This window comes from Tolypothrix bouteillei VB521301 (assembly GCF_000760695.4).
Taxonomy (GTDB): Bacteria; Cyanobacteriota; Cyanobacteriia; order Cyanobacteriales; family Nostocaceae; genus Scytonema; species Scytonema bouteillei_A.
Window position 1 is genome coordinate 8,359,366 of record NZ_JHEG04000001.1, and the last position, 23,345, is coordinate 8,382,710.

Genomic DNA, 23,345 nt, shown 5'->3' on the forward strand with positions numbered 1-23,345 from the left:
GGGATTGTTATAGTACGGAAAATAACACACAAAAGTTACGGTTTTATACACTATTTGAAGTGGAATAGTGCATATATTAAAAGAGTCAGCTTTAGAGATAAAACTCTGTCCTGACTGTTAAACTTTGAATGAGAGCATCAAGAAGCTAATGACTAAAATCGTAGATGCCAACTGGGAAAGAGTGAATCCCACTTCTGTCATTACTGGTAATGGAAACAACGAAAATTTAGAACAAGCCATTCTAGAAGCTATTGAGCAAGCCCGTACAGCTTGTGAATTGAAAGGAAATAGTTCAACTGAATGTGCTGTAGCTTGGGATATTGTTGAAGAGTTGCAAGCAGAGAAATCTCATAGGTTAGCAGCACATCGCAAAACTGCTTTAGAGGAATATTGCGATCGCAACCCAAATGCGATTGAATGTTTAATTTATGATGTCTAAATTTATAGGTTGCTGTATTCACAGTCACTCCCATTAAAAGTTCCGCCTGAATTACTAAATATTCAGGCGGTTTTTATTGTATAAAGATTCTTAGATGATTTATAGTATTAATTCGTAGTAGTACTTCATCGCATATCTATAGCGAAGACAGCACAACGACTAACAATAAATCTCATCCCAAGCTTCCAGCACTGTGTTGATACAATTGAATCATTTCTTTTTCTGTCAATTTATAGACATTATTTAGTTGCCAACCAACAGACTCTAGAGCGCCGGTACAGTAATCACAATTTCGGGTTAGAATGACCAAAGGGGCTGACACAAAAGTTGTACAGTGTCTAATTATGTAAAATTATGTAAAGTATTTCTCATTTAAGGGGAGTAGGTTGAAACTCATGCAACCACCCTTGTGCTACTTACCAGTGGAGTTATCAAACGCGGAGCGGGCGATCGTTAATCATATCAAACGTGCCAAACTGTTCCTAGTCATGCAGCAAGTGCATCACAAATTCTTTGGTTGAATTTCACGTTAGAGTTAGTCAACAACTTTGATGATAGTCCGTGCAGATCAACAGCCAAAACCACCTGAATTCAGAGCAGATAAAATAGTTAAAACGCTTTTTTTGCTTAAGTTTTGGGGAAACGTGTTCGGCTTGGCGCTTGGATAGTTCACACGCTGTGTCCTTGGGCAGTGGCTTGGTCTACTAAACGCGCCCAAACATGAAGATTATGAACGACAGCAGTGCGTCGTAGATCAAACAAGTTTTTGCGTAATCCAATATAACGAGCACGGTTCCGTTGCCAATGTCCCAGATGTGCTAAAGAATGCTCCACCGCCACGCGCTCACGCAGTCTTGCTCGCCCTACTTTACTTAATTGACGCTGCCGAAATTCCTGTAATAACTGCTCTTCCGGATGGATGGAAACACTTCGTCCACGTGGATTTGTCGTACAGCCTGCTTGTCTTGGACAACTTGCACAAGCGGTTTTGGGAAATTGTACCTTGGCTCCTACCTGAAACGGTAAAGTGATTTGATTTGGACAAGTGATCTTTTGCTCCTCCCAATCCAAGACAAATGATGTTTTGGGAAAGCGTCCATCGCGATTCCGGACTGGCCAAGCTTTGCAGTAAACATTTAACTCTTCGCTTCGGTGACGTACTAATTTGCTACTGAGATAAGCACGGTCAATCTGCAACTCCACTAATGTCACGTCTTGAGCTTTAAGGTCATTACTAATGGCATCACTTACCCAAGCTTCTGGAACATTAGCTGGAGTCAAACCCACAGCCCGCACTATTCCAATATCTAAATCGGTAAGGACATGACGTTTATAACCATCAAAACGTTGATGGCGACTTTTACGCCCGTGACGCATTGTCGGGTCTTCGACACTGATTCGTCTATTCTTGGCTACCCCACGCCGCAGTTGTGGTGTCCCATTTGCGGTGAGTTCCACATCCTGAGATTCAACCTGTCGTGCCACTTTCAGATTCTGTTCGATACTATCGGCAACACCTAGTTGATGATTTTGCTCCAGCCAATTTTCCACTTCTTGGAGGGCAACAAGCAACTTGGACAAAGCACTAGAGCGTTCTTCTGGATTGTCCCAATCTATATCCAGTGCAGCTTTCACACTTGCACCACTGATAAATTCTGCTCCCAATTCAGCCGCTATCACCGTCAGCTCCCGCCCCTGCTGACGGGCTATCACGCTGATTGCCTTTTTCAGAGCGTGACCCAACAGATTATAAGTATCCTCTACTTTTGCTGCTCCCCATAATGGCGATGAATCGAGTGCTGCTCGTAAATTTTTGGCTCCAAAACCACTTGTCTGTTTTGCTAATTCCACCGTGCGTTCAATCAGCCGTCGGTCTAATCGCCGCTTTATTAGTTGAGCGCGAAACCGCACCAGCGTTGGTTTACTAAATGGTGGTTCTTCACAGTCCAGACAATTCAGTACTAACTGCCAGCGCCTATCCATCAACATCGACTCAATGGCCTCGTCATCACTCGCTCCGGTGTATGCTTGCAGAATGGTTGCCAATGCTAGGGGTGCTGGCGGTATCGGTGGTTGACCTCTGGGGCTATCATCATAGATTTTTGCCAACTCTGTTTGGAATTCATCATCAAATAATTGATGACGTACTTGCCGTAAGAAAATGAACAGCTTAGCACGTTTGATACGATTAACGATCGCCTGCTCCGCCTTTGATAACTCCACTGGCGGGTGCCATAAGGGTGGTTGCATGAGTTTAAACCTGTTCCCCTGAAATGAGAAATACTTTACACAACTTTACTTAATTGGACACTGCACAACTCTTGTATCAGCCCCTTTAGTCATCCTAACCCGAAATTGTGATTACTGTACCGGCGCTCTAGTAAGGCAATTACATCGTCAGGGCTAGCGTTACATCGGGCAGGTTGGGAAAACCAATCTTGTTGATCTGAGCGCAAAAATGCTCTTGAGTACATCTGGTGTCATCGGCACTAAATCTTCTCCCACTCTCATTAGGTAGGCTCCATCAAATGCCAATGGTTGTCCGACAGGACGGGTTGGCACTTCAAAAACCAACACTCGTCCATCAGGATGCTCCAATTCTGTAACATCTACCCGAAATCTGATATTTGAATTTCTTTTTCATATTGTGCGATAAGCCGGGTACGGCTTGCGCTTCGCGATCGCTTCTTCAATAATTTCATTACTAACATCGGAAACATCGGATTTGGAATAAATAGTAGCAAAGATGATTGCTTGAGTAGTTTTCATATAATAAATGACTCGATAGCCTCCACTTTTTCCTTTTTGAATGTTGCTATTTTTGAGACGAACTTTGAAAACCTGATATTTCACTCCAGCAATTCTGTCTCCAGGAATTTCACCTGCTTGCAGTTGCTCAATTCACGGTTGGAGATTGCTACGAATTGAACGATAACGTTTAGCCAGTTCTCGAAGAGCCCTTTTAAACCGAGGAGTCAGATTTATGGGCAAGGTTTAAGATTCCGACGTTGTGGGTTGACGGGTGGTGTCAGAGATGTTTTATGAGATTTGGGGAGATGGTGCAGTGGCAAAAATCTGTATAAATATAATTGTAAAAATTTAGTAATACTAGTAATTTCTTAAAACTAAGAGTGATATTAACTTTCATACTCCAAGTATTGTTTAGCCCATTCTTTAGCCTTTGCTTGATACTGCTGATTTACCTCATTAATGTATCTTGCGGCAATTTTACGCATATTGTTCTTATCCGGAGCGGATTTAACGAATTCTTTAAAAGAACCATTCCCTTTCAAAAATAATTCAATTGCAGATCTTAATTGAACATCATCTAATGTACACAGCTCATAGTGTAAGTAAGCAACTGTTGGTATTGGAAAATTAGTATCTTCAACTTGATTTACCATTACCCCTACATTACTAAAACAAAACTCTTTAAATCCTATCAAGTTTACAGTATCAAGATGCCCTTTCAGCAGTAGCATTCCCAATGCGATTTTCTCTAAATCTTCAGGACATGATGCTAACCATAAGGAGGGGAATCCCTTCCCCTCCTTGATATCTCTTAAATATCTACTAGCATGTTCTGGAGATGGAATTGCCTGCTGTTGTGTTCCTGCTTTCCACATGGCAAGGCTTTTCACACCCCTGTAATACAATATTTCACTCACACCTTATAATGACTCCAAGTATTCACGTACAAATATACTCTCTTCATTTTTAAGCAAATTTTTGGCTTCTGCAAGTATTTCTTCTGCTATTGGCACTTCACCCAAAGCAAAACTTATCGCCTCTAATGCTGAATATCTGACTTCGGCTTCTGGATGTTTTAATAAAATCTTAATCATTGAAGCCGCATCTTGCGAATATAACTTACTTTCTAAAAGAGCGGCAAGAAGCCGTGCGATCGCTTGTAGACGAAACAAATCTAGCCTTGCTATCACTTGATGCAGTATTTTAATGTCTTCTTTTGACAAAGCTGCATGACCTTCAATTAGTGCATCTCGAATTTCTTCAACTCTGTCTTCAAAGTCACAAGTATCTGTACTGGAAAACAGATACATAAACGTACTGTATTTCCACATTATTGACTCTAATCTATGTAGAGTAGCAGTTCTTGCTGTCTTTACTATTTTATAGTGTTCAGGACTACTACCACTACTGGATGTAGGATTTAAATACTGACCACTCTTGGGAGCAAGTAATGTACTCATTGAAAAAGCTCCTTTGTTTTTTCTGTAATACTCTTAAAAAATATATCTTCTCTAAAACCTTTTAGATTCACTTCAAAGATTTTTCCTATTTCTTCATCATCAGGATCGAGATTAACTTCTTGAAAAACATCAATATCAAATATTAAAGGATAAGCTTTCTTACTTTCTTGATTTTCAAGCATCTGACCAATTGTTTGATTAATAATTGCTCTAGATGGCTGATATTGCGTATGACTTAAAACCAATTGCATAAAGTAGCCTTCAATTACTACTGATAAATCACTTGGCATTTCTGGTAATGTTTTTATATATTGTTTTAATTCTATTCCTCCTTCTCCCGTTAGGGGTATATTTATTTGATTTACATAGCGTAAACCAAGACGCACTACTTTTAAAGGGGACGTAATTTCAACATATTTTTGCCATAGTTGATATGCTTCTCCATAAAAATCTTGCCAGCTTTGATAAGGTTTCAATTTACTAAACGTAAATCCCTGTAACTTAGCTTGAATTATTTTTTCTTTGTCATTAGAAATAAAAATATATCCTTCCGGTTGATTGGACATTGAAAATAACCGAGGATTTATTTCTTCCGGCTTTTCTAAATTTAATTCAAAACCTCCTTGAAGCGCTATTTTCTTTTGAATATTCGGGAAAGATTCTTTTATATCTTCTTGAAAATCAAAAGCTCTTCATAATGAAAATCATCACGAAGATTGACTGTTATATCAAAAATAGCTTCAGTTATGGGTGGATTAGGAAATCTCATGTTTCATTAATTTAGAAACCGTTAAAAACGTATGGCTAAAATTTTAGTAGCCATAATATAGTCTACATGACTTTAACGTTATTTTCCGTATCATAGCTGTATACTACATCAAACCTTTATAAGTATTTGTGGTTCTACCCCACAAACACTTGTAACTTTATCTCCTTTCCTCCCAATCAGGCCAATCAGCAGATATAAAGCACTTAAACAGCTTGCCGTAGTTGGGTACGAGCAAATGTACTAGTTTGCGAACAGTTTTATCGATCCAGGAAACCATATTAATTATTAGTAAAACATATATGACCAAAACTGGAGAAAATACACGTTTACGTTATTAATCTGGTGCGTCTACATTGAAAAACATTATGCTACTCCAAATCTGTAGATATGCTTCAATACTCAGTCAAACTGCTACTACACTATTTAAAGTATAGATGAATACCTATACTTAGCTGATTCATCCCGTATTTATGCAACGCCAATTTGTCAAGTGGTCAAATAATTTGGCAATCGACAGGTGGGTTGAAAGAAATATCACTGCAATTTACAGGGGTACGTTCTGCGGTTTCAACACCCCTCCCAGCTAGAGGCGGGTTGAAAGATTCTCTCTTGCTGACATAAATGTAGTAATAACCTTGTTTCAACATCCCTCCCAGTTAGAGCTACGGTGTACACACAAGTCGAGTTGAGAATTAAATGGACGGAAAAGAACGGAAAATGATTTTTTGAAATCCTTGATTTTCGTTCAATTTCTGCCAATAAGCTAACACTATTGAGAATCAAGAGGCTCAACTCAAAACCTTACCTACTAAGGTTTTTATCTGACCAGGCAAGGATTTTAGGACTTGTGTGTACACCGTAGCCCAGTTAGAGGCGGGTTGAAAACTACACACCAACCAGAAGAAGTTGTTGATAAGCAAAATAATTTATATTTAAAAAAAGGTGGGTTGAAAGGCGCACTTCGTTCGGGAAATCCCGAACGAAAGCACTGGCAATAAATAAGGACTATGATTTTAATAGTTCCTAATGCCGATTGATTCTCATCATTAACTGATTTGTCAACACGGACATTAATTTGGCAAGACGGACACCAATTTGTCAACGCGGACAAATAATTTGGCAATCGACACCTAAAAATCGGGATGACTGGATTCGAACCAGCGACCCCTTCGTCCCGAACGAAGTGCGCTACCAAGCTGCGCTACATCCCGGCAATAAAATGCCACTTTAAGTATATCACAGCAACTGAAGAAATGACAAAACCAGATTGAAAAATTACGTGCATGGGGTTAGGGGTCTGGAGGGAGGGTTCATAGCATGACGACCCGCTATGATGAGCGATAAGCTGGGTACAGTTTGCGCTAAGAGCGATAAGCTCGGTACAGCTTGCGCCGAAGCGATAAGCGAAGCTTAACGGAGGACAGCCGTATCGCAACTCATAAACCTTGCTACCATAAGTTGTGTATATCTAGAGTGGTAGAAACGACTGTGACTGTAAAGCCAGACTGGTTGCGGGTAAAAGCGCCTCAATGGGAGCGCGTTGGTAACGTTAAAGAAATTTTGCGGGATTTAGCCCTCAATACGGTTTGTGAGGAAGCGTCCTGTCCGAACATTGGGGAGTGCTTTAATGCTGGTACAGCCACATTTTTAATTATGGGACCAGCTTGCACCCGTGCCTGTCCCTATTGCGATATTGACTTTGAGAAAAAACCCAAACCTCTAGACCCTACAGAATCAGCTCGACTGGCGGAAGCAGTACGGCGGATGAAACTCAATCATGTGGTCATCACCTCTGTTAACAGAGACGATCTCCCTGATGGTGGCGCTTCGCAGTTTGTCCGTTGTATTGAAGCCATCCGCACTGTTTCTCCCCACACGACCATTGAAGTCTTAATCCCAGACTTGTGCGGACATTGGGAAGCACTAGAGTTAATTCTTCAAGCACAACCGGAAGTTCTCAATCACAACACAGAAACAGTTCCTCGTTTGTATCGTCGCGTGCGTCCCCAAGGAAACTACGAACGGACAGTAGAATTGCTACAACGTTCTCGCACTTATGCACCTTGGGTTTACACCAAATCCGGGATTATGGTGGGTTTGGGTGAAACAGATGAAGAGATTCGCCAAGTGATGCAGGATTTACGGGCTGTGGATTGCGATATTTTAACAATTGGGCAATATCTCCAACCTTCTCAAAAACACCTACAAGTGTCTCAATTTATCACCCCAGAGCAATTTGATTCTTGGAAAACTTTTGGTGAAGAACTGGGATTTTTACAAGTAGTTTCTTCACCATTGACAAGAAGTTCTTACCATGCTGAACAGGTAAGAGAACTTATGGCGCAGTATCCAAGGGAAAGGAAGTAGGGAGTAGGGAGTAGGGGGTAGAGTATATGGTGGGCAATGCCCACCTAACCAGCAATCAACCCTTTGGATTCGCCAGTCCCCAGGGCGTGGGAAACCCTCCTCCAGCACTGGTCTCACCATTAGCAATTAGCCATTAGCAATTAGCCATTAGCAATTAGCCATTAGCAATTAGCCATTAACAAATGACAAAGTCTGTTGCCATTTTGGGTGCGGGTGCTTGGGGGACAGTCCTTGCTACTCTGGCCAAAGCAAACGTTCATGAGGTACGCCTGTGGTCGCGACAGGGTGGTGAGACCTTAGCACGGACCGTCCAAGATGCCGATATTATTGTTTCTGCTGTTTCTATGAAGGGTGTGAGAGATGTGACCTCTTCACTCCAGTCTTCTCTTGTTTCACCAAACACTATTTTTGTCACGGCGACGAAGGGCTTAGACCCAAAAACTACCTGCACACCTTCGCAAATTTGGCAAGAAACTTTCCCTCACAATCCTGTTGTTGTTCTCTCTGGTCCCAACTTATCTAAAGAAATCGAACAAGCATTGCCAGCTGCAACGGTTGTCGCCAGTCAAAATATGGAGGCGGCTGAATCCGTGCAATCTATTTTCTCTTCTAACCGTTTCCGGGTTTATACCAATTCCGATCCTTTGGGTGTGGAATTGGGGGGAACTCTGAAAAATGTGATGGCGATCGCAGCCGGAGTTTGTGATGGTTTGCAATTAGGAACCAATGCCAAAGCTGCTTTAGTCACCCGAGGACTCACAGAAATGGTTCGTATTGGTACCCACTGGGGTGCAAAAATGGAAACTTTTTATGGTTTGTCGGGTTTGGGCGATCTGCTAGCAACTTGTAACAGTCATTTAAGTAGAAATTATCAAGTAGGGTATCAATTAGCTGGCAATAAAACACTTCCAGAAATTCTTGCCCATTTAGAAGGAACCGCAGAAGGAATTAACACGACTAACGTTTTGGTGGAACGAGCTAAGCAGCAAAATATCCCTATCCCAATTACCGAACAAGTTTATCGTTTGCTTGCTCAAGAACTCACACCCCGACAAGCATTGGAAGAGTTAATGTTGCGGAATGCAAAACCGGAATAGTTTAACTTCTAAACCACATAACTAATTTTTTGTGAAGAGGAAATTAGCAAATCTTCAGGAAACTACTTAAGCACTCATGTAGATATGACTATGAAAACAACCCTTAGGACTTTATACCGATATATGGCTATACTTAGCACCCAAAGTAAAAAAACCAAAATATTAAGGTTGAAATCCTAAACAAGGAACTTGCTTTCTCTAGTCCTGTTCTGAATTTTCATAGCTATTGATCGAAGGGAGAAGCTCAGTAACCGAGCCTTCGGAGGCACTGTGTCAAAAAAAACCAGTACAGGTTTTTTGAAAAAAAACCTAAAGGTCACCCTCAACCGTGTTATTTCTTCAAAAATCACGGGAACAATAGCAACAGTTAATTAGCTGACCTAAATCTGTTGTTACCTGGAGCCATTGAGACGAACTTTATGCCAGCAACATTTTCTTACGCAGATGCCACCTACGAGTCAAAACAGTCCAGCCCAGAGTTTGACGCCGATCTCACGGTTGACGAGAGTGAATTGCCGATAGAGGAACTCGAAGAATTGGAATTGGCTGTTTCTGACTCTGCAAGTCTTGGTACTAACCCGAACCGCCGCAGTACAGACTTAGTCCGTTTGTATCTTCAAGAAATTGGTCGGGTTCGCTTGTTAGGGCGCGATGAAGAAGTTTCGGAAGCTCAAAAAGTCCAGCGCTACTTGCGGATGCGAATACTCCTTGGCAAAGTTGCGAAGGAAGGAGACGCGATTATTACTCCTTATCTTCGGATTATTGAAGTTCAAGAGCGATTGGTATCAGCACTGGGACATCGTCCTTCTTTGGAACGGTGGGCGCGTGAGGCTGGTGTAGATGTGTTTGAACTCAAGCAAACGCTAGGGCTAGGAAAACGCCGTTGGGCTGAAGTTGCCAAAATCACAGTCGAAGAACTCGAGCAAATTCAGTTACAGGGTCTCCAAGCCAAAGAACACATGATCAAGGCAAACCTTCGCTTGGTCGTATCCGTTGCTAAAAAATATCAAAATCGCGGTTTGGAATTACTTGATTTAGTCCAAGAAGGAACTCTTGGCTTGGAAAGGGCAGTTGAGAAGTTTGACCCAACTAAGGGTTACCGCTTCAGCACCTATGCTTACTGGTGGATTCGTCAGGGTATTACTCGGGCGATCGCAACTTCTAGCCGCACTATCCGCTTACCGGTCCACATTACAGAAAAACTGAACAAAATCAAAAAAGCTCAGCGCAAAATTGCTCAAGAGAAAGGTCGTACCCCAACCTTAGAAGATTTGGCGCAAGAGCTAGAAATGACACCTACCCAAGTTAGAGAAGTTTTACTGCGAGTTCCTCGTTCCGTCTCTTTAGAAACCAAAGTTGGTAAGGACAAAGACACAGAGTTGGGAGAATTACTCGAAACTGACGGCGTTACTCCAGAACAGATGTTAATGCGAGAATCTTTACAAAAAGATTTGCAACATCTTCTAGCCGATCTCACCAGTCGCGAACGTGATGTAATTTTGATGCGCTTTGGTTTGTCAGACGGTCATCCCTACTCACTAGCAGAAATTGGACGTGCGCTCGATCTATCACGCGAACGAGTTCGCCAAATTGAATCCAAAGCCTTGCAGAAACTGCGTCAACCCAAGAGACGTAACATGATCCGCGACTACCTCGAATCCTTAACTTAGTGGTTGGTCATTAGTCCTGAGTCATTCGTAATATCAATGGTTACAATAGTAATACATAAAGGCAGAAGCTTCTTCTGCCCTCTAACGGGCACTTCTGCCTCCTTAAATGAACGAAGGACAAATGACTGTTTCTACATTTCTTAATAGGTTGTAGCACATCATTCTCATTTAAGCCAATTTAAACTTTTTATAACTCTTCTAGATGTCTTTCTAACGGGGATCGGCAATTAGTTAAATGCTCATTGGAGTTAAATTACCTATATGAGACCATTTAATAAATGTTCTCAATAAGCAAGTTTTATTGCAAATTACTCCGAACATTTGCTATATTCTCAATTAATGGGTTTTATTGAGAAAAATAGTTATGACTGTCTACTCAGCGACCTCACTCAAGGCAGAATTAAATGAACGCGGTTGGCGTTTGACACCCCAACGTGAAACAATTCTACACATTTTTCAAGACCTTCCGCAAGGAGAACATCTCAGTGCTGAAGATCTCTATGAAAGATTGGAAATCAAAGGAGAAGGGATTAGTCTATCGACCATTTATCGCACTCTCAAGTTAATGGCGCGTATGGGTATCCTGCGAGAGTTAGAACTTGGAGAAGGACACAAACATTACGAACTGAACCAGCCGTATCCCCACCACCACCATCACCTTATTTGTGTGAGGTGTAACACGACTATAGAGTTCAAGAACGATGCAATTTTAAAAGTGGGAGCAAAAACTGCCCAAAAAGAAGGCTTTCACTTGCTCGACTGTCAATTGACAATTCATGCGATCTGTCCCAAGTGCCAAAGGTCATTAATGCCCCTTTAGCACTCAGGAGATCGAATACGTTCCGGAATTCTAAATGACAGGCACAAGCATGAAGATCGGCAAACACCCGTAGCGGATGTTAAAAACGTCCGCTTCTCACATCACTCAAGCTAACACCGTAGAATTCTTGAGCGCGTTTAATCGCTTCCTTTGTCTCGTTTCCCATGACACCATTGAGATCGCCTTTGTAGAAACCCCGAGATTGCAATCGTCTCTGTATTTCCAAAGTATCAAAGTCACTCTTGGAACTAGGGCTAACCAAATCGTGCAATTTAGATCGAGTCGTAGGACCTGCAATACCACTAGCTGCTAAGTAATTATTGGCTTGAAATCTCTTAACAGCGTCTGCGGTATAAGGTCCAAAGTAACCGTTTGGCTCTCCCTGCAAATAGCCAGCCTTGATTAACTGCTCTTGTAGCACTCTGACAGCTTCTCCGCTATGGCCCAAGCGTAGTTTGTCTTGACTTATACCTTGCTTGGTAGTGTCTTCTCCGTAACCAACACCTGTTGGCGGTAGTCTTCTTTGCGTAGCTGGTCCTACAACACCGTCAACAGTTAACTTGTAAGCTTCTTGAAAACGTTTGACAGCATCTTCAGTAATAGGACCGTAAATTCCCGTTGAGTTACCGTAATAAAAACCAGCTACACGCAATCTTTCTTGCAAGCTTTTCACATCTTCACCTTCATCACCTCTTTGCAAGAGGTTCGGATCGCGACGCTTGTTAGCAACCGTTGTCTCACTAGAAGTTTGTTCTACTTGAGAGTTTTGAACACTGGGTTTTTTGGCTTGAGTATTCTGACTGCTGGGTTTTTTCGTGCTATCGTTCTCAACACTGGGTTTTTTGGCTTGGGTATTCTGGCTGCTGGGTTTTTTCGCTGTAGTACTCTCAACGCTAGGTTTTTGATTTTGGGAATTCTCTTGAGTGACTTCCCAACCATCTAACTTTTGTATAGTTACAGGTCCAGCAACACCAGTCACTTCTAGACCAGCAGCTTTTTGGAAGCGACGGACAGCCTGCTCTGTAGAAACATCATACACTTGCGTGATAGGAGCTTGATAAAAACCTGCTCTTTTTAATTCGCGTTGTAAATTTCTGACAGAAGGACCCTTATCACCTTGTTCCAATGCTAGAGCGCTGCTGTAAACATTTAGTACAGACAAAATAAGGGCAAGAGGTAACATATACTTCCATGCCTTACCAGAGAGACGGCTCCATTCAGGGACTGTTGCTTTGTCAAACAAACTGCTGACAGAGATAATTTCACTGTTCGTCAGATCTTCGTAGGCAGAAGCTGCATGCAGATACGCAAGATTCTCCATAATTTCTTTCTAAACCACCTATTTTTCTTTTATGGCTGCTTCGGCTTGATGGACTAAGTGTGTTAAATTTTCCAGTGTTGATATACTTACATCTTGCCATAAACCTTGCTGATACGCTTGTAAAGTTCAGTAATACGATACAGTTTTAGCCCTTATGCTTCGCTTATCGCACTCTAGCCTTCGATTAAGTTAAACTAAATTTTGTCCAAAAATCCGTTTCATGGCAGACTTGCGCTGCTAGTAAATTTTGCTCTTCTTATTTAGAGGTAGGGCATTGAGAAATGATGTCAGGATCTAGAGCGTCATCTCCTGGCATTACAATTAGAGTAGTACTATTATTACGTCGCACAATTTCCGGCACGACTTCTAAACCATAAGCCCAATCGGAAACTATGAGAGATGGAGTCTGTTCTAGAAAAATTATCCCTTCTGACTGAGGGTTCCATCCTCATAATTTGGCATTAATTACGATGCAGAATCCCTAATTATCGTTTTAAACTGTTGGCTAGGCTACAGTAGCCAATTTTCAAGCAACTGCCAATAACCCCTTTCGCGCCAGATTGTCAACAATGTCTAGTTCTTCTGATTTGAGCTTCTCTCGAACCCTACGTAATAGTACATTTGCTCGCCTTGGAGAATTGCTGTTGCAAATGGCTCAATCAGTGGGAAGGCCATCTCTCGTTCTTACAGAATCGGTGCTTGTGATGGTTAACTTACCCCTAGAATGGCAGGCGCAACGCTTTACCGTATTGGTGTCCCAACAGTTTAGTGCGCTTTTAATTGGAACTCATTTACAGGACGTGGGGGATAAGGAAAATTTGGCAAACGCTTCACTTTCCGCGTCACAGCCTCTTTCTTCCACAGCCTCTTCCTTATCTTATCCCAATGATGTTTTCCTCAATTGTTATTTGACATTTGATTTATCAGAAATTGTCTCTTTTCTTTCTAATTTGAAAGGTTTGTTTGACCAAAATTCTCAAACATATCAAACCCTGGAAGATTCCTGTCAAATTCCCATCACCAATGATGCTACATTGCAAAGTAAATTTACGTTTTTATTGTTGAAAGAGCTTTTGCCAGAGCCCAATCAATCGGAAACAGAATTCCCTGTAAATTACCCTTATGTTTCTGTCTGTCAACCCGTGGAAAAAGCCCTGCAAAAACAAATAGCTCAAGAGAAGTTATTAAATCAGGTAACCACTCAAATCCGAAAAAGTTTAGACTTACCAGTCATCATGTCTACAGCTGTTGCACAAGTCAGAGAATTTTTGGAATTAGATAGACTGGTGATATATAAATTTAAGCATTCCATTGCTAAGAATCAAGAGTTTACAATAACTAACCAACAAGACTCTCCTTTATCCCTCCCAAACTATGCCCCTTTTTTGACGCCTCATTCCTTAGAACAAGATTTACAAGACAAAGCAGGCTATGTTGTTTACGAAATTCGCGCTCATGATGCTATTCCATCAGTTTTGCATTATACGGAAAATAATTGTTTAACTCAAACGGAGCAATGTTGGGAAAAGTACAAACAAGGGTATACGTTATCTGTAGATGATGTGGAAAAAGTTTATGCTCTAGAAGAGTGTTTGTTAAATTTTTTACGGGATACTAAAGTCCGTGCCAAATTAGCCTCACCAATTATTTTTGAAGAGAAACTTTGGGGATTGCTTATTGCCCATCAATGCGATAGTCCCCGTGCTTGGACAGAAAGTGAAAAGATTTTGTTGACATCCGTAGCGGAACAATTAGCGATCGCAATCCATCAATCCGAGTTAATGCGTTCTCTGACAAAAGAAAAACAAAATTTGGAAGAACGTGTTATTGAGCGCACTGTTGCTTTACACGATGCTCTCGTCGCTGCAGAAGCTGCTAGCCGTTTAAGAAGCGAATTCCTCGCTACCATCAGTCACGAATTACTGACACCTTTAACTTACGTTATTGGGATGTCTTCCACTTTACTACGTTGGTCTTTTGGCGAGTTAACAAAGCGCCAACGGGATTATTTACAAACGATCCATGATAGCGGCGAGCATTTATTAGAGATGATTAACGATATTCTCGAACTCTCTCAGATAGAAGCAGGCAAAGCAGTATTAAATATAACAAGCTTTTCCTTAAGTGATGCAGCTGAATCTACAATTAATGGATTAAAAGAAAAAGCAACTATTAAAAGAGTCAATCTTAAACTCGATTTACAAATCAATGCAGAATGCGATCGCTTTACAGCTGATGCCAGAAGAATACAACAAATTCTGTGGAATCTGCTAACTAATGCTGTAAAATTTACCCATGAAGGAGGCAACGTTACATTACGCCTTTGGGTAGAAGACGAAAATGCTGTCTTTCAAGTAGAGGATACAGGTATTGGTATCCCAGAAGATCAATTATCACTCCTGTTTGAGAAATTCCACCAACTTGACACACCCTATCGGCGTCGTTATGGCGGTACTGGATTGGGCTTAGCATTAACCAAACAGCTTGTAGAACTTCATCGAGGTCGAATTGAAGTAGAATCTACCGTAGGTGTTGGTTCAATTTTTACTGTTTGGATACCACCAGTAGTTAGTGGTTAGTGAATGATAAAGAGCGCGAGGCTGATGTAGAAAAACCACTAACCACTAACCACCACTAACCACTTACGAATTATTTGCGTCTCTTAGTTCGCCCGGACGGACGGTGAACTGCTGCATTTGGTCACCCCGGATGACAGTCAATTGCAAGGGTTGGTTGACTCGGCTTTTTTCCACCAAGCTTTGTAACTGTTCGGCGGTGGTCACGTTTTGTTCGCCAATCTGAGTTATTACATCACCCCGACGCAAACCCGCAGATGCAGCAGGGCTGTTGGGTATGACTTGCATGACTAATACACCATTGACTTCCGGTACAGTCATAGTGGAATTGGGGTCGCGATTAAATTGTTGTGCCTGTTCTGGTGTCAAACTCACCATGCGAACACCGATGTATGGATGGGAGATTTTTTCACCACGGGTCAAAGCATCTTTAATTAACTTAGCTTTGTCAATGGGAATGGCAAACCCAATTCCTTGAGCATCAGCACGAATGGCAGTATTGATGCCGATAACTTCTCCTTGCTCGTTAACTAAGGGACCGCCAGAGTTACCGGGATTGATAGCGGCATCTGTTTGTATAAAGTCTAACCGCTTATCGGGGATACCAACTTGAGCGCTAGAGCGGTTAAGCGTGCTAATAATACCTAATGTTACAGTATTATCTAAGCCCAATGGGTTACCGACCGCTATTGCCCAATCCCCTACTTGCAAATCTTGAGAGTTACCTAAAGTTGCTACGGGGAGATTTGTCCCTTTAATTTTTACAACTGCCAAATCTGAGGGTTCATCTACCCCACGCACTTCTCCTTTGAGTTTGCGCCCGTCTTTTAGGGTGACGGTGACAGAATCAGCACCACTCACCACGTGAGCGTTGGTAAGAATTATACCATTAGAATCAATGATAAAACCAGAACCTTCACCTCTTTGTCGGTATTCTTGAGGCGCTCTGGAAAAATCGTCACCAAAAAATTCCCGGAAGAAAGGGTCCCCAAAAAAGGGGTCGGGAGCACGCATAGTGATAGTACGCTCTGTATCAATCCGTACAACTGCAGGTCCGACTTTATTGACAGCAGTACTCACAAAACTGCGAATGGCTGCTTTTTGAGATTCTACAGGAGGTGCGTTTTCTGGTGCGGCTTCTACTTCAGTAGTACTTGGTATGGTATTACTGACAAGAGACGACCGCCCTGGAATTGGCAGGTTAGGAAATGCCCACAAAGTTGTCAAAGTTAAGCCAACACTCAAGATTGCTACTAGAACATAGCTGGTTACTTGACGCAAAAGGGGTGAAAACCGTTGTTCTTCAGAAGATGATAATGACATATTAATTTCTGCTATCCCGCAAAACATGACTATCGTCTCTAAAACCATTATTACTGGGAAAAGGGTGTGTTGACCTTAGTAGGACTTACACACTCTACAAATCGATTTCCCTCTAAGTTTGCGTTTGTTCAAGGAGTTTCAGGTAAACATCCGATCTGTTGTCTTGCTATCAACTTTTCTATACCTTTGCGTAATCCCACTAGCCCAGTCAGTAGGTAACAATGAATATAAATTAAAACAGCTAATCTCATTCTTAATAAAATGACGGAGAGAAAGTTTTATGTCTATCTGGGTATTGGTAGCTCTAATTTCTTACCTTTTGGGAGCCTTGATTCAATGGACTGCTCTCAAGCAGCAGTTTCAGGAACTTGACGAATACACTAATTTTCCCATAGTTTGGATCGCCAAAGTTGTCTTAACAACTGGTTGTTTTTTGGAAGCTTTAGCTTGGCCTTTCGAGCTGCTTGACTCAGCAACTGCAACTGAGTAACCATTGCTACTGTTCCTGTAGAATAGTCCTGGCACAACTAGGAGCATCTAACGATGAAAGTGTGGGAAGTTCAATCTCGGGAAGGTCTTGATGCATTGACATTGGTTGATAGACCGGAACCCCAGCCTCAAGCGGGACAGATTCTTCTCAAAATACACGCTGCTTCACTCAATTATCGCGATTTGTTAACCGTTAAAGGGGCGTATGGCTCTAAACAAAAACTACCGCTTGTTCCGTTTTCTGATGGTGCGGGAGAGGTGGTTGCTGTTGGTGAGGGGGTAACTAGAGTTAAAGTTGGCGACAGGGTTGCCAGCATTTTCATGCAAACTTGGATAGATGGGGAATATTCAGCAGAAAAATCCCGTTCAGCATTAGGTGGTGCGATTGATGGTATCTTAGCTGAGTATGTTGTACTAGACCAAAATGGTGTCGTTCGTGTTCCAGATTTTCTGTCTTATGAGGAAGCAGCAACGCTACCCTGTGCTGCGGTAACTGCTTGGAATGCTCTTGTCACGGATGGCAAGTTAAAAGCTAGCGATACGATTTTGATACAAGGAACTGGGGGAGTTTCAATATTTGCGCTTCAGTTTGCTAAAGCAATGGGGGTCAAAGTTATTGCGACTTCAAGCAGCGATTGGAAGTTAGAAAAGTTGCGGCAATTGGGCGCTGCAGAAGTCGTGAATTATCAGACTGTACCAGACTGGGATGAAAGAGTTTGGGAAATCACGGGTAAACTTGGAGTTGATCGCATTATTGAAGTGGGTGGTGCGGGAACTTTCAATAAATCCCTCCGTGCTGTCCGTTATGGAGGACATATTAGTTTGATTGGAGTGCTTTCCGGGTTAAATGCTGATGTCAGTACAGTCTCGATTTTGCACAAAGGTATTTGCGTGCAAGGCATTTATGTAGGTAGTCGCGAGATGTTTGAGGCGATGAATCGAGCTATCTCCTTACATAATATCCAACCGATAATTGACCGAGAGCTCCCCTTTGAACAAGCACGGGAAGCTTTGGCGTATATGGAGAGTGGAGCGCATTTTGGCAAGATTGTCTTGCAGGTGTAAAAGATTTGCCAAATCTCTTGCAAGTCGAAGTCATTACGAGTATGATTTAAGAAGAGCAGTTAAAGACTGCAAACCACTTGCTCAAGGATTAAGTAGGAATACAACCAGCTATGGAACCCCTTGTTATAGGTGCGATCGCGAGTTTAGGCGCGGGACTCGCCACTGTTATTGGTGCCTTACCAATTTTACTACCAATAAATTTTACGCAAAGAGTGCAAGGAATCATGCTGGGGTTTGGAGGCGGAGTAATGTTGGCAGCAACATCCTTTTCACTAATCCTACCGGGTACTGAGTCTGCGGTTGCTCAAGGTTATCCCCAAGCAGGTGCAGCTTTGATTATGGCGACGGGTATTTTGCTCGGAGGCGTGTTTCTGCAATTAACACACAAATTATTGCCCCACGAACATTTTTTTAAAGGGCAAGAAAATGTTCGTTCCAATAACCTGAAACGAATTTGGTTGTTTATTGCTGCAATTACCATTCATAACTTTCCTGAAGGATTAGCAGTGGGAGTTAATTTTGGTAATAATAATATTAAAGATGGTATTCCTGTTGCCTTAGGCATTGGGTTGCAAAATATTCCGGAAGGCTTGGTAGTCGCATTATCTTTAGTTGCTGAGAAATATTCAGCAGGTTATGCTTTATGGATTTCACTGCTGACGGGTTTAGTTGAACCAATTGGTGGTGTAATTGGTGCCGGCGTGGTGAGTATCGCTAATTTTATCTTGCCTTGGGCAATGGCATTTGCAGCAGGTGCAATGTTGTTTGTAATTAGTGATGAAATCATTCCTGAATCTCATCGTAAAGGATTGGAGAAAGAAGGAACTATTGGTGTGATGCTGGGCTTTATCATCATGATGTTTTTGGATATTGCTTTGGGGTAGTTAGTTGTTGAATTACAACATTGAAATATGTCTGAAAGTCTTACTAATTACTAATGACAGCATTGACTCATTAACTTTAAGTGTACTAACTGATTGAAAAAGGAGCAAAATTATGAATCTTCTTCGTTTTGAGCACATAAATATTTCTTGTAAAGATCTACAAGCAACTCAAAAGTTCTATCAAACTCTATTCCCCGATTGGTATGTGCGTGCCGAAGGTGTATTTAATGGTAGGCACTGGATACATTTAGGTAACAATCAATTTTATCTGGCTCTTAATCATGAGGCCAATCAAGATCGCGTAAACTTACCTTACCAAAATATTGGTATCAATCATGTTGGTTTTGTGATTCAAGATGGAGAAGGTATGAAAAATTTGCTTGAGAAAGAAGGGATTGAATATTACACGCTAACAGCAGCCGAAACCAAGCATAGAATTTATGTTAACGATCCAGATGGCAATGAAATTGAATTGGTTGAATACCGCCCTGAGTATGCGTTGAAGTGATTGGCTAATTTTAGCGTGGCGTTGCGATTCTAGCGGCGCACCTGGGGTTTGCGGTGTTAACTTGGGCAAGATGATAGCGTTCTGTATTCATTGTTTTTGTGTTGATTGTGGATGGTAGGATGACAAACTTGTTAGCTGGTACAGAAGTAGAAGCACGCTCTTTGCGTTGGGAAGTAGTGAGTGCTACTCAGTTAGGACAACAAACTCTTTACAGGTTGCGTTGCTTGCAAGGAGAACTGCGAGGTACAGAATTTGATATTCTCCATCCTTTTGAATCTGTAGAGGCAGTTATTCGCGATTTGCGTCCCGATCGCGCTGCGCCTTTACCTAATTGGTTAGTTGATCATCAAGCTTTTCTCTTGGAGCAATCTTTGTCGGGTAATGCTCTCCTCGCCGTACAACCCGGTCGCTTACGTGTAGAAGCGTATCAATTGGTTCCTGTATTACGAGCAATTCGCATGAGTCGGGTACGGTTGCTTTTAGCGGATGGGGTTGGGTTGGGAAAAACTATTCAAGCTGGATTGATTATTACCGAATTGATGGCGCGACGGGTAGTGCATCGCATTCTAATTGTTTGTCCTGCTGGTCCATTGTTGGAACAGTGGAAGCTAGAAATGTCTGAACGCTTTGGTTTGCGTTTGGATGAGGTAAACCGAGGAAGGTTGGAAGAAATTCGTCGCAGTACGGAGTTGGGTGCAAATCCTTTTGATTATATTCCTTTGGCGATCGCGTCCATTGATTTTCTCAAGCAGGAAAAAATTCTGGAATCCTTGGAAAGAGCTAGTTACGACATGGTGGTGTTGGATGAAGCCCATCACTGTATGGACTTGGGCGCTATTGGGGAAAAAGAGGATTCTCAACGACGACGGTTGGCGGAGGTTTTAGCGCGGCGTTGCGATTCTTTGTTGTTACTGACTGCAACTCCTCATGATGGGAATGACCGTTCTTTTGCTTCTTTGTGTGAATTGTTAGATTTATCCTTAGTGGATGGGAGAGGAAATTTAAGGGGCGTTGGCTATCGCGATTGTGTTGTTCGTCGTCTGAAATCTCATATTCCCAATCGGTTTAAAAATCGCATTGTCGAACCAAAATCAGTTGTTGCTAATAATCAGGAACATCCCGATTATATAGCATTGCAACATGGGTTGTTGGAATTTTTAGCACCTGAGTTGCGGAGGGCTTTTCAGAAGAAGCGTTACAGTGATGTTTTGGCAGTTCTCTCAAAAGTTTTCAACAAGCAGCAAGAACTCACACCTGGTTGGGAGATGCGGGATTGAATGCAGAACAACGGTTACTAACAGAAGCAACAGAAGCCAGAGAAAAAGGAAACCGCAGTTCTGCTGTAGATTTATTTAGTTTTGTCCGCGATGGGATTTTGCTAGATGGGGGAGATTTTCAACCAACCAAACACCCAGAAATTTACATCATGCGTCTTCCCTCAGCTTGGAATTATGGGCTTGATGAGTTACCGGGATACGATCGCAATAGTCATTGTTTGCGGTTGACGACTAATATGGATGTGACTCGCGACGAACAAAATCGCCCTGTGGGTTTTTTAGGTCGCGCCCATCCTTTGGTAAGGCGTGCTGTGGATAGAGTAAGGAATTTATCCTTTGGCGGTGGCGATCGCAACACTCAAGATAGCCGTGTTAGTGTGGTGAAAGCTGATGTAGAGAAACCAACCTTGCTATTTACTTTTTTAGGTAGAGTTGCTAGCAATGCGGGATCGGAATTCGAGAAAGTGTTGGCGGTAAAAGTTGGGTCGGATGGGGAAACAGAGTTTTACGACCAAGCCCAAGATTGGCTTAGTTTAGCAGATCCGAAACAGGCGATAAGTACAAAAAATGTGTGGAAAAATTACTTTGAGTCATGTTGGGAAACTGCAACTCAGCAAGCGCAAGATGTCGCCCAAACGAATTGGTTATCTGTGGCGGAAGCATTTATCAAAGAACGCAAGCGCGAGTTAGAGATAGAAAAAGCCCGACAAACTGAGTGGTTGCAACAGCGCAGTCAAGAAATTACAGGGAACGTGGAAAATGCGGTGCAAAGGTCTGGGGAAAGGTCGAAAACCCTGGTAGGTAAGACGAGATACGGAATCCCTCTGCATCGGGTAGGACAGAGCGTAACTGCTTTGAGGTATTTAGAAGACGCAATTTGGAGTAGAGCATGATTAGGCACAGTAGCAATACTAGTGAATCTTGGAAGACGTTAGCGTGGAAGAAATTCCGGGCAAACCTTTTCCGCTTACAAAGAAGAGTGTTTAAAGCGGTTCGAGTTGGCGACAAGCGCAAAGCCCGTCAATTACAAAAGCTGATCCTAAAATCTCGTGCGGCTAGGTTTCTGGCAATTCGTCAAGTAACACAGCTAAACGCTGGTAAAAAGACACCGGGTATTGATGGTAAAACCGCCTTAACTCATGAGGAAAGATTCAGCCTCGAACTGCTATTAAGGCAGCTAAATTGGTATCACAAAAAGCTTAGGCAGATACCAATACCCAAGAAAGACGGCTCTATCAGATACCTAAAAATCCCCACTATCGCGGATAGAGCTTGGCAATGCCTAGCAAAATTCGCCCTAGAACCAGCACACGAAGCCACCTTCCACGCAAATAGCTACGGATTTAGAACAGGGCGCTCCGCCCATGATGCCCAGAAGCAGGTGTTCGATCATCTCAAATCAAAGTCCAACGGCATCAACAAGAGAATCCTTGAGCTAGATGTAGAAAAGTGCTTCGACCGGATTAATCACTCATCCATCATGTCGAACCTTATCGCCCCCCTAGGGCTAAAATTAGGGATATTCCGATGCCTCAAAGCCGGAATCAACCCCGAATTCCCTGAACAAGGTACCTGTCAAGGTGGGGTGGTGAGTCCACTACTAGCTAACATCGCCCTGAATGGAATCGAAGAAATACATAAATACCACGTCAACAGAGGACGCAAAATAACAGCAACTACCCTCGAAAAGGACATTGTGAACGCCTGTGTTCGATATGCCGATGACGCGGTATTCTTCCTACGACCAGAAGACGATGAAAAACAAATACTTGACAGTATTAGCCAATTCCTAGCAAAAAGAGGACTAAAGGTAAGTGAGAAAAAGACAAAGCTAACCGCCTCGACTTCAGGATTTGACTTTTTAGGCTGGCACTTCAAAGTACAGCAAAACGGCAAGTTTAGAAGCTCTCCCTCAGAGGAAAACTTCAAAGCATTCCGTAAGAAAGTCAAGAAAATTGTCAATAACTCGAATTATGGTGCTAACGAAAAAGCTAAGAAATTAGCCCCGATAGTCCGAGGATGGAGACAATACCACAAGTTCTGTAAAATGGACGGCTCTAAATTTAGCCTTTACTACGTACAATACAGAACCTACAAGGTATTCAACAAAGAAACCAAACAAGATTGCCTATCTAGCAAGAAACTGCTGGATAAAGCTTTCCCATCGGTTCCTTACTCCGAAAACCGCCACATTAAAGTCAAAAGAAATAAATCACCTTTTGATGGAGACTTAGTTTACTGGAGTGAACGCAACAGTAAGCTATATGACGGTATGACCTCAAGATTATTAAGGAAGCAAAGCCATACGTGTGGATACTGCGGTCACAAACTGACCTCAGAAGAAAAGGTAAATCTACATCATTTTGACGGCAATCATGGAAACTGGAAGGACTCAAACCTGACAGCAGTACACGAAAGCTGTCACGATTATCTCCACATGAAGCAAAAGGGGAAGGAGACTACGTTAATCACGCAAGTAGGTCTGGAAGTCACCGAAGAATACCTAGAAAATAATCCTCGGTGAAGGAC

The 23,345-nt window shown here is 42.2% G+C and carries 20 protein-coding genes, 1 tRNA gene and 2 pseudogenes; 15 read left to right on the top strand and 8 right to left on the bottom strand.

Going from position 1 to position 23,345, the window contains the following annotated elements; all coding sequences use genetic code 11:
* Window positions 1-148 precede the first annotated feature (148 nt).
* The gene (locus tag HC643_RS34210) at window positions 149-439 is read left to right on the top strand and encodes a Calvin cycle protein CP12 (protein ID WP_038089276.1); all 291 of its coding nucleotides are present in this window, start codon (window positions 149-151) and stop codon (window positions 437-439) included.
* Between the two features lie 395 nt (window positions 440-834).
* Window positions 835-960: a hypothetical protein gene (locus HC643_RS42260; RefSeq protein ID WP_272900038.1), complete on the top strand. Its 126-nt coding sequence runs from the start codon at window positions 835-837 to the stop codon at window positions 958-960.
* Between the two features lie 148 nt (window positions 961-1,108).
* On the opposite strand, the gene HC643_RS34215 is transcribed toward HC643_RS42260, so the two are convergent.
* The 5 genes and pseudogenes from HC643_RS34215 to HC643_RS34235 all read right to left on the bottom strand — a co-directional run bounded on the left by HC643_RS34215 (window position 1,109) and on the right by HC643_RS34235 (window position 5,318).
* Complete coding sequence (locus tag HC643_RS34215) at window positions 1,109-2,689, bottom strand: IS1182 family transposase (protein ID WP_038089278.1); 1,581 nt, start codon at window positions 2,687-2,689, stop codon at window positions 1,109-1,111.
* A 390-nt stretch (window positions 2,690-3,079) separates the two neighbouring features.
* A pseudogene (locus HC643_RS34220) lies at window positions 3,080-3,430 on the bottom strand (type II toxin-antitoxin system RelE/ParE family toxin).
* A gap of 146 nt (window positions 3,431-3,576) precedes the next feature.
* Window positions 3,577-4,107: a hypothetical protein gene (locus HC643_RS34225; protein ID WP_038089279.1), complete on the bottom strand. Its 531-nt coding sequence runs from the start codon at window positions 4,105-4,107 to the stop codon at window positions 3,577-3,579.
* Window positions 4,108-4,110: 3 nt separating this feature from the next.
* Window positions 4,111-4,650: a hypothetical protein gene (locus HC643_RS34230; protein WP_038089281.1), complete on the bottom strand. Its 540-nt coding sequence runs from the start codon at window positions 4,648-4,650 to the stop codon at window positions 4,111-4,113.
* Complete coding sequence (locus tag HC643_RS34235) at window positions 4,647-5,318, bottom strand: TIGR04255 family protein (protein ID WP_336604409.1); 672 nt, start codon at window positions 5,316-5,318, stop codon at window positions 4,647-4,649. The genes HC643_RS34230 and HC643_RS34235 overlap by 4 nt, the downstream gene beginning before the upstream one ends.
* A 382-nt stretch (window positions 5,319-5,700) precedes the next feature.
* Here HC643_RS34235 and HC643_RS34245 point away from each other — a divergent pair.
* A pseudogene (locus HC643_RS34245) lies at window positions 5,701-5,857 on the top strand (IS1 family transposase); the annotation flags it as partial.
* Between the two features lie 699 nt (window positions 5,858-6,556).
* On the opposite strand, the gene HC643_RS34250 reads toward HC643_RS34245, so the two are convergent.
* Window positions 6,557-6,630: transfer RNA gene (locus HC643_RS34250), tRNA-Pro, on the bottom strand.
* A 262-nt stretch (window positions 6,631-6,892) separates the two neighbouring features.
* Between HC643_RS34250 and lipA the strand changes: the two genes are divergently transcribed.
* The 4 genes from lipA to HC643_RS34270 all read left to right on the top strand — a co-directional run bounded on the left by lipA (window position 6,893) and on the right by HC643_RS34270 (window position 11,373).
* Window positions 6,893-7,786, top strand: coding sequence for a lipoyl synthase (lipA, locus tag HC643_RS34255; protein ID WP_272900040.1), 894 nt, complete (start codon window positions 6,893-6,895; stop codon window positions 7,784-7,786).
* A 182-nt stretch (window positions 7,787-7,968) separates the two neighbouring features.
* Window positions 7,969-8,883: an NAD(P)H-dependent glycerol-3-phosphate dehydrogenase gene (locus tag HC643_RS34260; protein WP_038089285.1), complete on the top strand. Its 915-nt coding sequence runs from the start codon at window positions 7,969-7,971 to the stop codon at window positions 8,881-8,883.
* 419 nt (window positions 8,884-9,302) lie between these two features.
* Complete coding sequence (sigC, locus tag HC643_RS34265; protein WP_038089287.1) at window positions 9,303-10,553, top strand: RNA polymerase sigma factor SigC; 1,251 nt, start codon at window positions 9,303-9,305, stop codon at window positions 10,551-10,553.
* Window positions 10,554-10,917: 364 nt separating this feature from the next.
* Entirely contained in the window at window positions 10,918-11,373 is a 456-nt protein-coding gene (locus tag HC643_RS34270; RefSeq protein WP_038089289.1) for a Fur family transcriptional regulator, read from the top strand.
* A gap of 79 nt (window positions 11,374-11,452) precedes the next feature.
* On the opposite strand, the gene HC643_RS34275 is transcribed toward HC643_RS34270, so the two are convergent.
* Window positions 11,453-12,694, bottom strand: coding sequence for a peptidoglycan-binding protein (locus HC643_RS34275; RefSeq protein ID WP_038089291.1), 1,242 nt, complete (start codon window positions 12,692-12,694; stop codon window positions 11,453-11,455).
* Window positions 12,695-13,263: 569 nt separating this feature from the next.
* On the opposite strand from HC643_RS34275, the gene HC643_RS34280 reads away from it, so the two are divergent.
* Window positions 13,264-15,273, top strand: coding sequence for a GAF domain-containing sensor histidine kinase (locus HC643_RS34280; protein WP_038089293.1), 2,010 nt, complete (start codon window positions 13,264-13,266; stop codon window positions 15,271-15,273).
* Between the two features lie 63 nt (window positions 15,274-15,336).
* On the opposite strand, the gene HC643_RS34285 is transcribed toward HC643_RS34280, so the two are convergent.
* Window positions 15,337-16,593, bottom strand: coding sequence for an HhoA/HhoB/HtrA family serine endopeptidase (locus HC643_RS34285; RefSeq protein WP_050046542.1), 1,257 nt, complete (start codon window positions 16,591-16,593; stop codon window positions 15,337-15,339).
* Window positions 16,594-16,873: 280 nt separating this feature from the next.
* On the opposite strand from HC643_RS34285, the gene HC643_RS34290 reads away from it, so the two are divergent.
* The 7 genes from HC643_RS34290 to HC643_RS34315 all read left to right on the top strand — a co-directional run bounded on the left by HC643_RS34290 (window position 16,874) and on the right by HC643_RS34315 (window position 23,340).
* Window positions 16,874-17,083: a hypothetical protein gene (locus HC643_RS34290; RefSeq protein ID WP_038089295.1), complete on the top strand. Its 210-nt coding sequence runs from the start codon at window positions 16,874-16,876 to the stop codon at window positions 17,081-17,083.
* A gap of 53 nt (window positions 17,084-17,136) precedes the next feature.
* A complete protein-coding gene (locus HC643_RS34295; protein WP_038089298.1) occupies window positions 17,137-18,147 on the top strand; it encodes a zinc-dependent alcohol dehydrogenase family protein in 1,011 nt (336 codons plus the stop codon).
* Between the two features lie 110 nt (window positions 18,148-18,257).
* A complete protein-coding gene (locus HC643_RS34300) occupies window positions 18,258-19,031 on the top strand; it encodes a ZIP family metal transporter (protein WP_038089301.1) in 774 nt (257 codons plus the stop codon).
* Window positions 19,032-19,143: 112 nt separating this feature from the next.
* Complete coding sequence (locus HC643_RS34305; protein ID WP_038089304.1) at window positions 19,144-19,539, top strand: VOC family protein; 396 nt, start codon at window positions 19,144-19,146, stop codon at window positions 19,537-19,539.
* A 119-nt stretch (window positions 19,540-19,658) separates the two neighbouring features.
* Window positions 19,659-20,816, top strand: a complete 1,158-nt coding sequence (locus tag HC643_RS40965) for a DEAD/DEAH box helicase family protein (protein ID WP_050046541.1) — start codon at window positions 19,659-19,661, stop codon at window positions 20,814-20,816.
* Complete coding sequence (locus tag HC643_RS40970; RefSeq protein WP_050046540.1) at window positions 20,813-21,709, top strand: hypothetical protein; 897 nt, start codon at window positions 20,813-20,815, stop codon at window positions 21,707-21,709. The genes HC643_RS40965 and HC643_RS40970 overlap by 4 nt, the downstream gene beginning before the upstream one ends.
* Window positions 21,706-23,340: a reverse transcriptase domain-containing protein gene (locus HC643_RS34315; RefSeq protein WP_082051857.1), complete on the top strand. Its 1,635-nt coding sequence runs from the start codon at window positions 21,706-21,708 to the stop codon at window positions 23,338-23,340. The genes HC643_RS40970 and HC643_RS34315 overlap by 4 nt, the downstream gene beginning before the upstream one ends.
* Window positions 23,341-23,345 lie beyond the last annotated feature (5 nt).

Excerpts from the sequence above, each read along its gene's own strand:
- HC643_RS34210 (WP_038089276.1), top strand. The coding sequence starts at position 149 with ATGACTAAAATCGTAGATGCCAACTGGGAAAGAGTGAATCCCACTTCT.
- HC643_RS42260 (WP_272900038.1), top strand. The coding sequence starts at position 835 with ATGCAACCACCCTTGTGCTACTTACCAGTGGAGTTATCAAACGCGGAG.
- HC643_RS34215 (WP_038089278.1), bottom strand. The coding sequence starts at position 2,689 with ATGCAACCACCCTTATGGCACCCGCCAGTGGAGTTATCAAAGGCGGAG.
- HC643_RS34230 (WP_038089281.1), bottom strand. The coding sequence starts at position 4,650 with ATGAGTACATTACTTGCTCCCAAGAGTGGTCAGTATTTAAATCCTACA.
- HC643_RS34260 (WP_038089285.1), top strand. The coding sequence starts at position 7,969 with ATGACAAAGTCTGTTGCCATTTTGGGTGCGGGTGCTTGGGGGACAGTC.
- sigC (WP_038089287.1), top strand. The coding sequence starts at position 9,303 with ATGCCAGCAACATTTTCTTACGCAGATGCCACCTACGAGTCAAAACAG.
- HC643_RS34270 (WP_038089289.1), top strand. The coding sequence starts at position 10,918 with ATGACTGTCTACTCAGCGACCTCACTCAAGGCAGAATTAAATGAACGC.
- HC643_RS34275 (WP_038089291.1), bottom strand. The coding sequence starts at position 12,694 with ATGGAGAATCTTGCGTATCTGCATGCAGCTTCTGCCTACGAAGATCTG.
- HC643_RS34280 (WP_038089293.1), top strand. The coding sequence starts at position 13,264 with ATGTCTAGTTCTTCTGATTTGAGCTTCTCTCGAACCCTACGTAATAGT.
- HC643_RS34285 (WP_050046542.1), bottom strand. The coding sequence starts at position 16,593 with ATGTCATTATCATCTTCTGAAGAACAACGGTTTTCACCCCTTTTGCGT.
- HC643_RS34290 (WP_038089295.1), top strand. The coding sequence starts at position 16,874 with ATGTCTATCTGGGTATTGGTAGCTCTAATTTCTTACCTTTTGGGAGCC.
- HC643_RS34295 (WP_038089298.1), top strand. The coding sequence starts at position 17,137 with ATGAAAGTGTGGGAAGTTCAATCTCGGGAAGGTCTTGATGCATTGACA.
- HC643_RS34300 (WP_038089301.1), top strand. The coding sequence starts at position 18,258 with ATGGAACCCCTTGTTATAGGTGCGATCGCGAGTTTAGGCGCGGGACTC.
- HC643_RS34305 (WP_038089304.1), top strand. The coding sequence starts at position 19,144 with ATGAATCTTCTTCGTTTTGAGCACATAAATATTTCTTGTAAAGATCTA.
- HC643_RS40965 (WP_050046541.1), top strand. The coding sequence starts at position 19,659 with ATGACAAACTTGTTAGCTGGTACAGAAGTAGAAGCACGCTCTTTGCGT.
- HC643_RS34315 (WP_082051857.1), top strand. The coding sequence starts at position 21,706 with ATGATTAGGCACAGTAGCAATACTAGTGAATCTTGGAAGACGTTAGCG.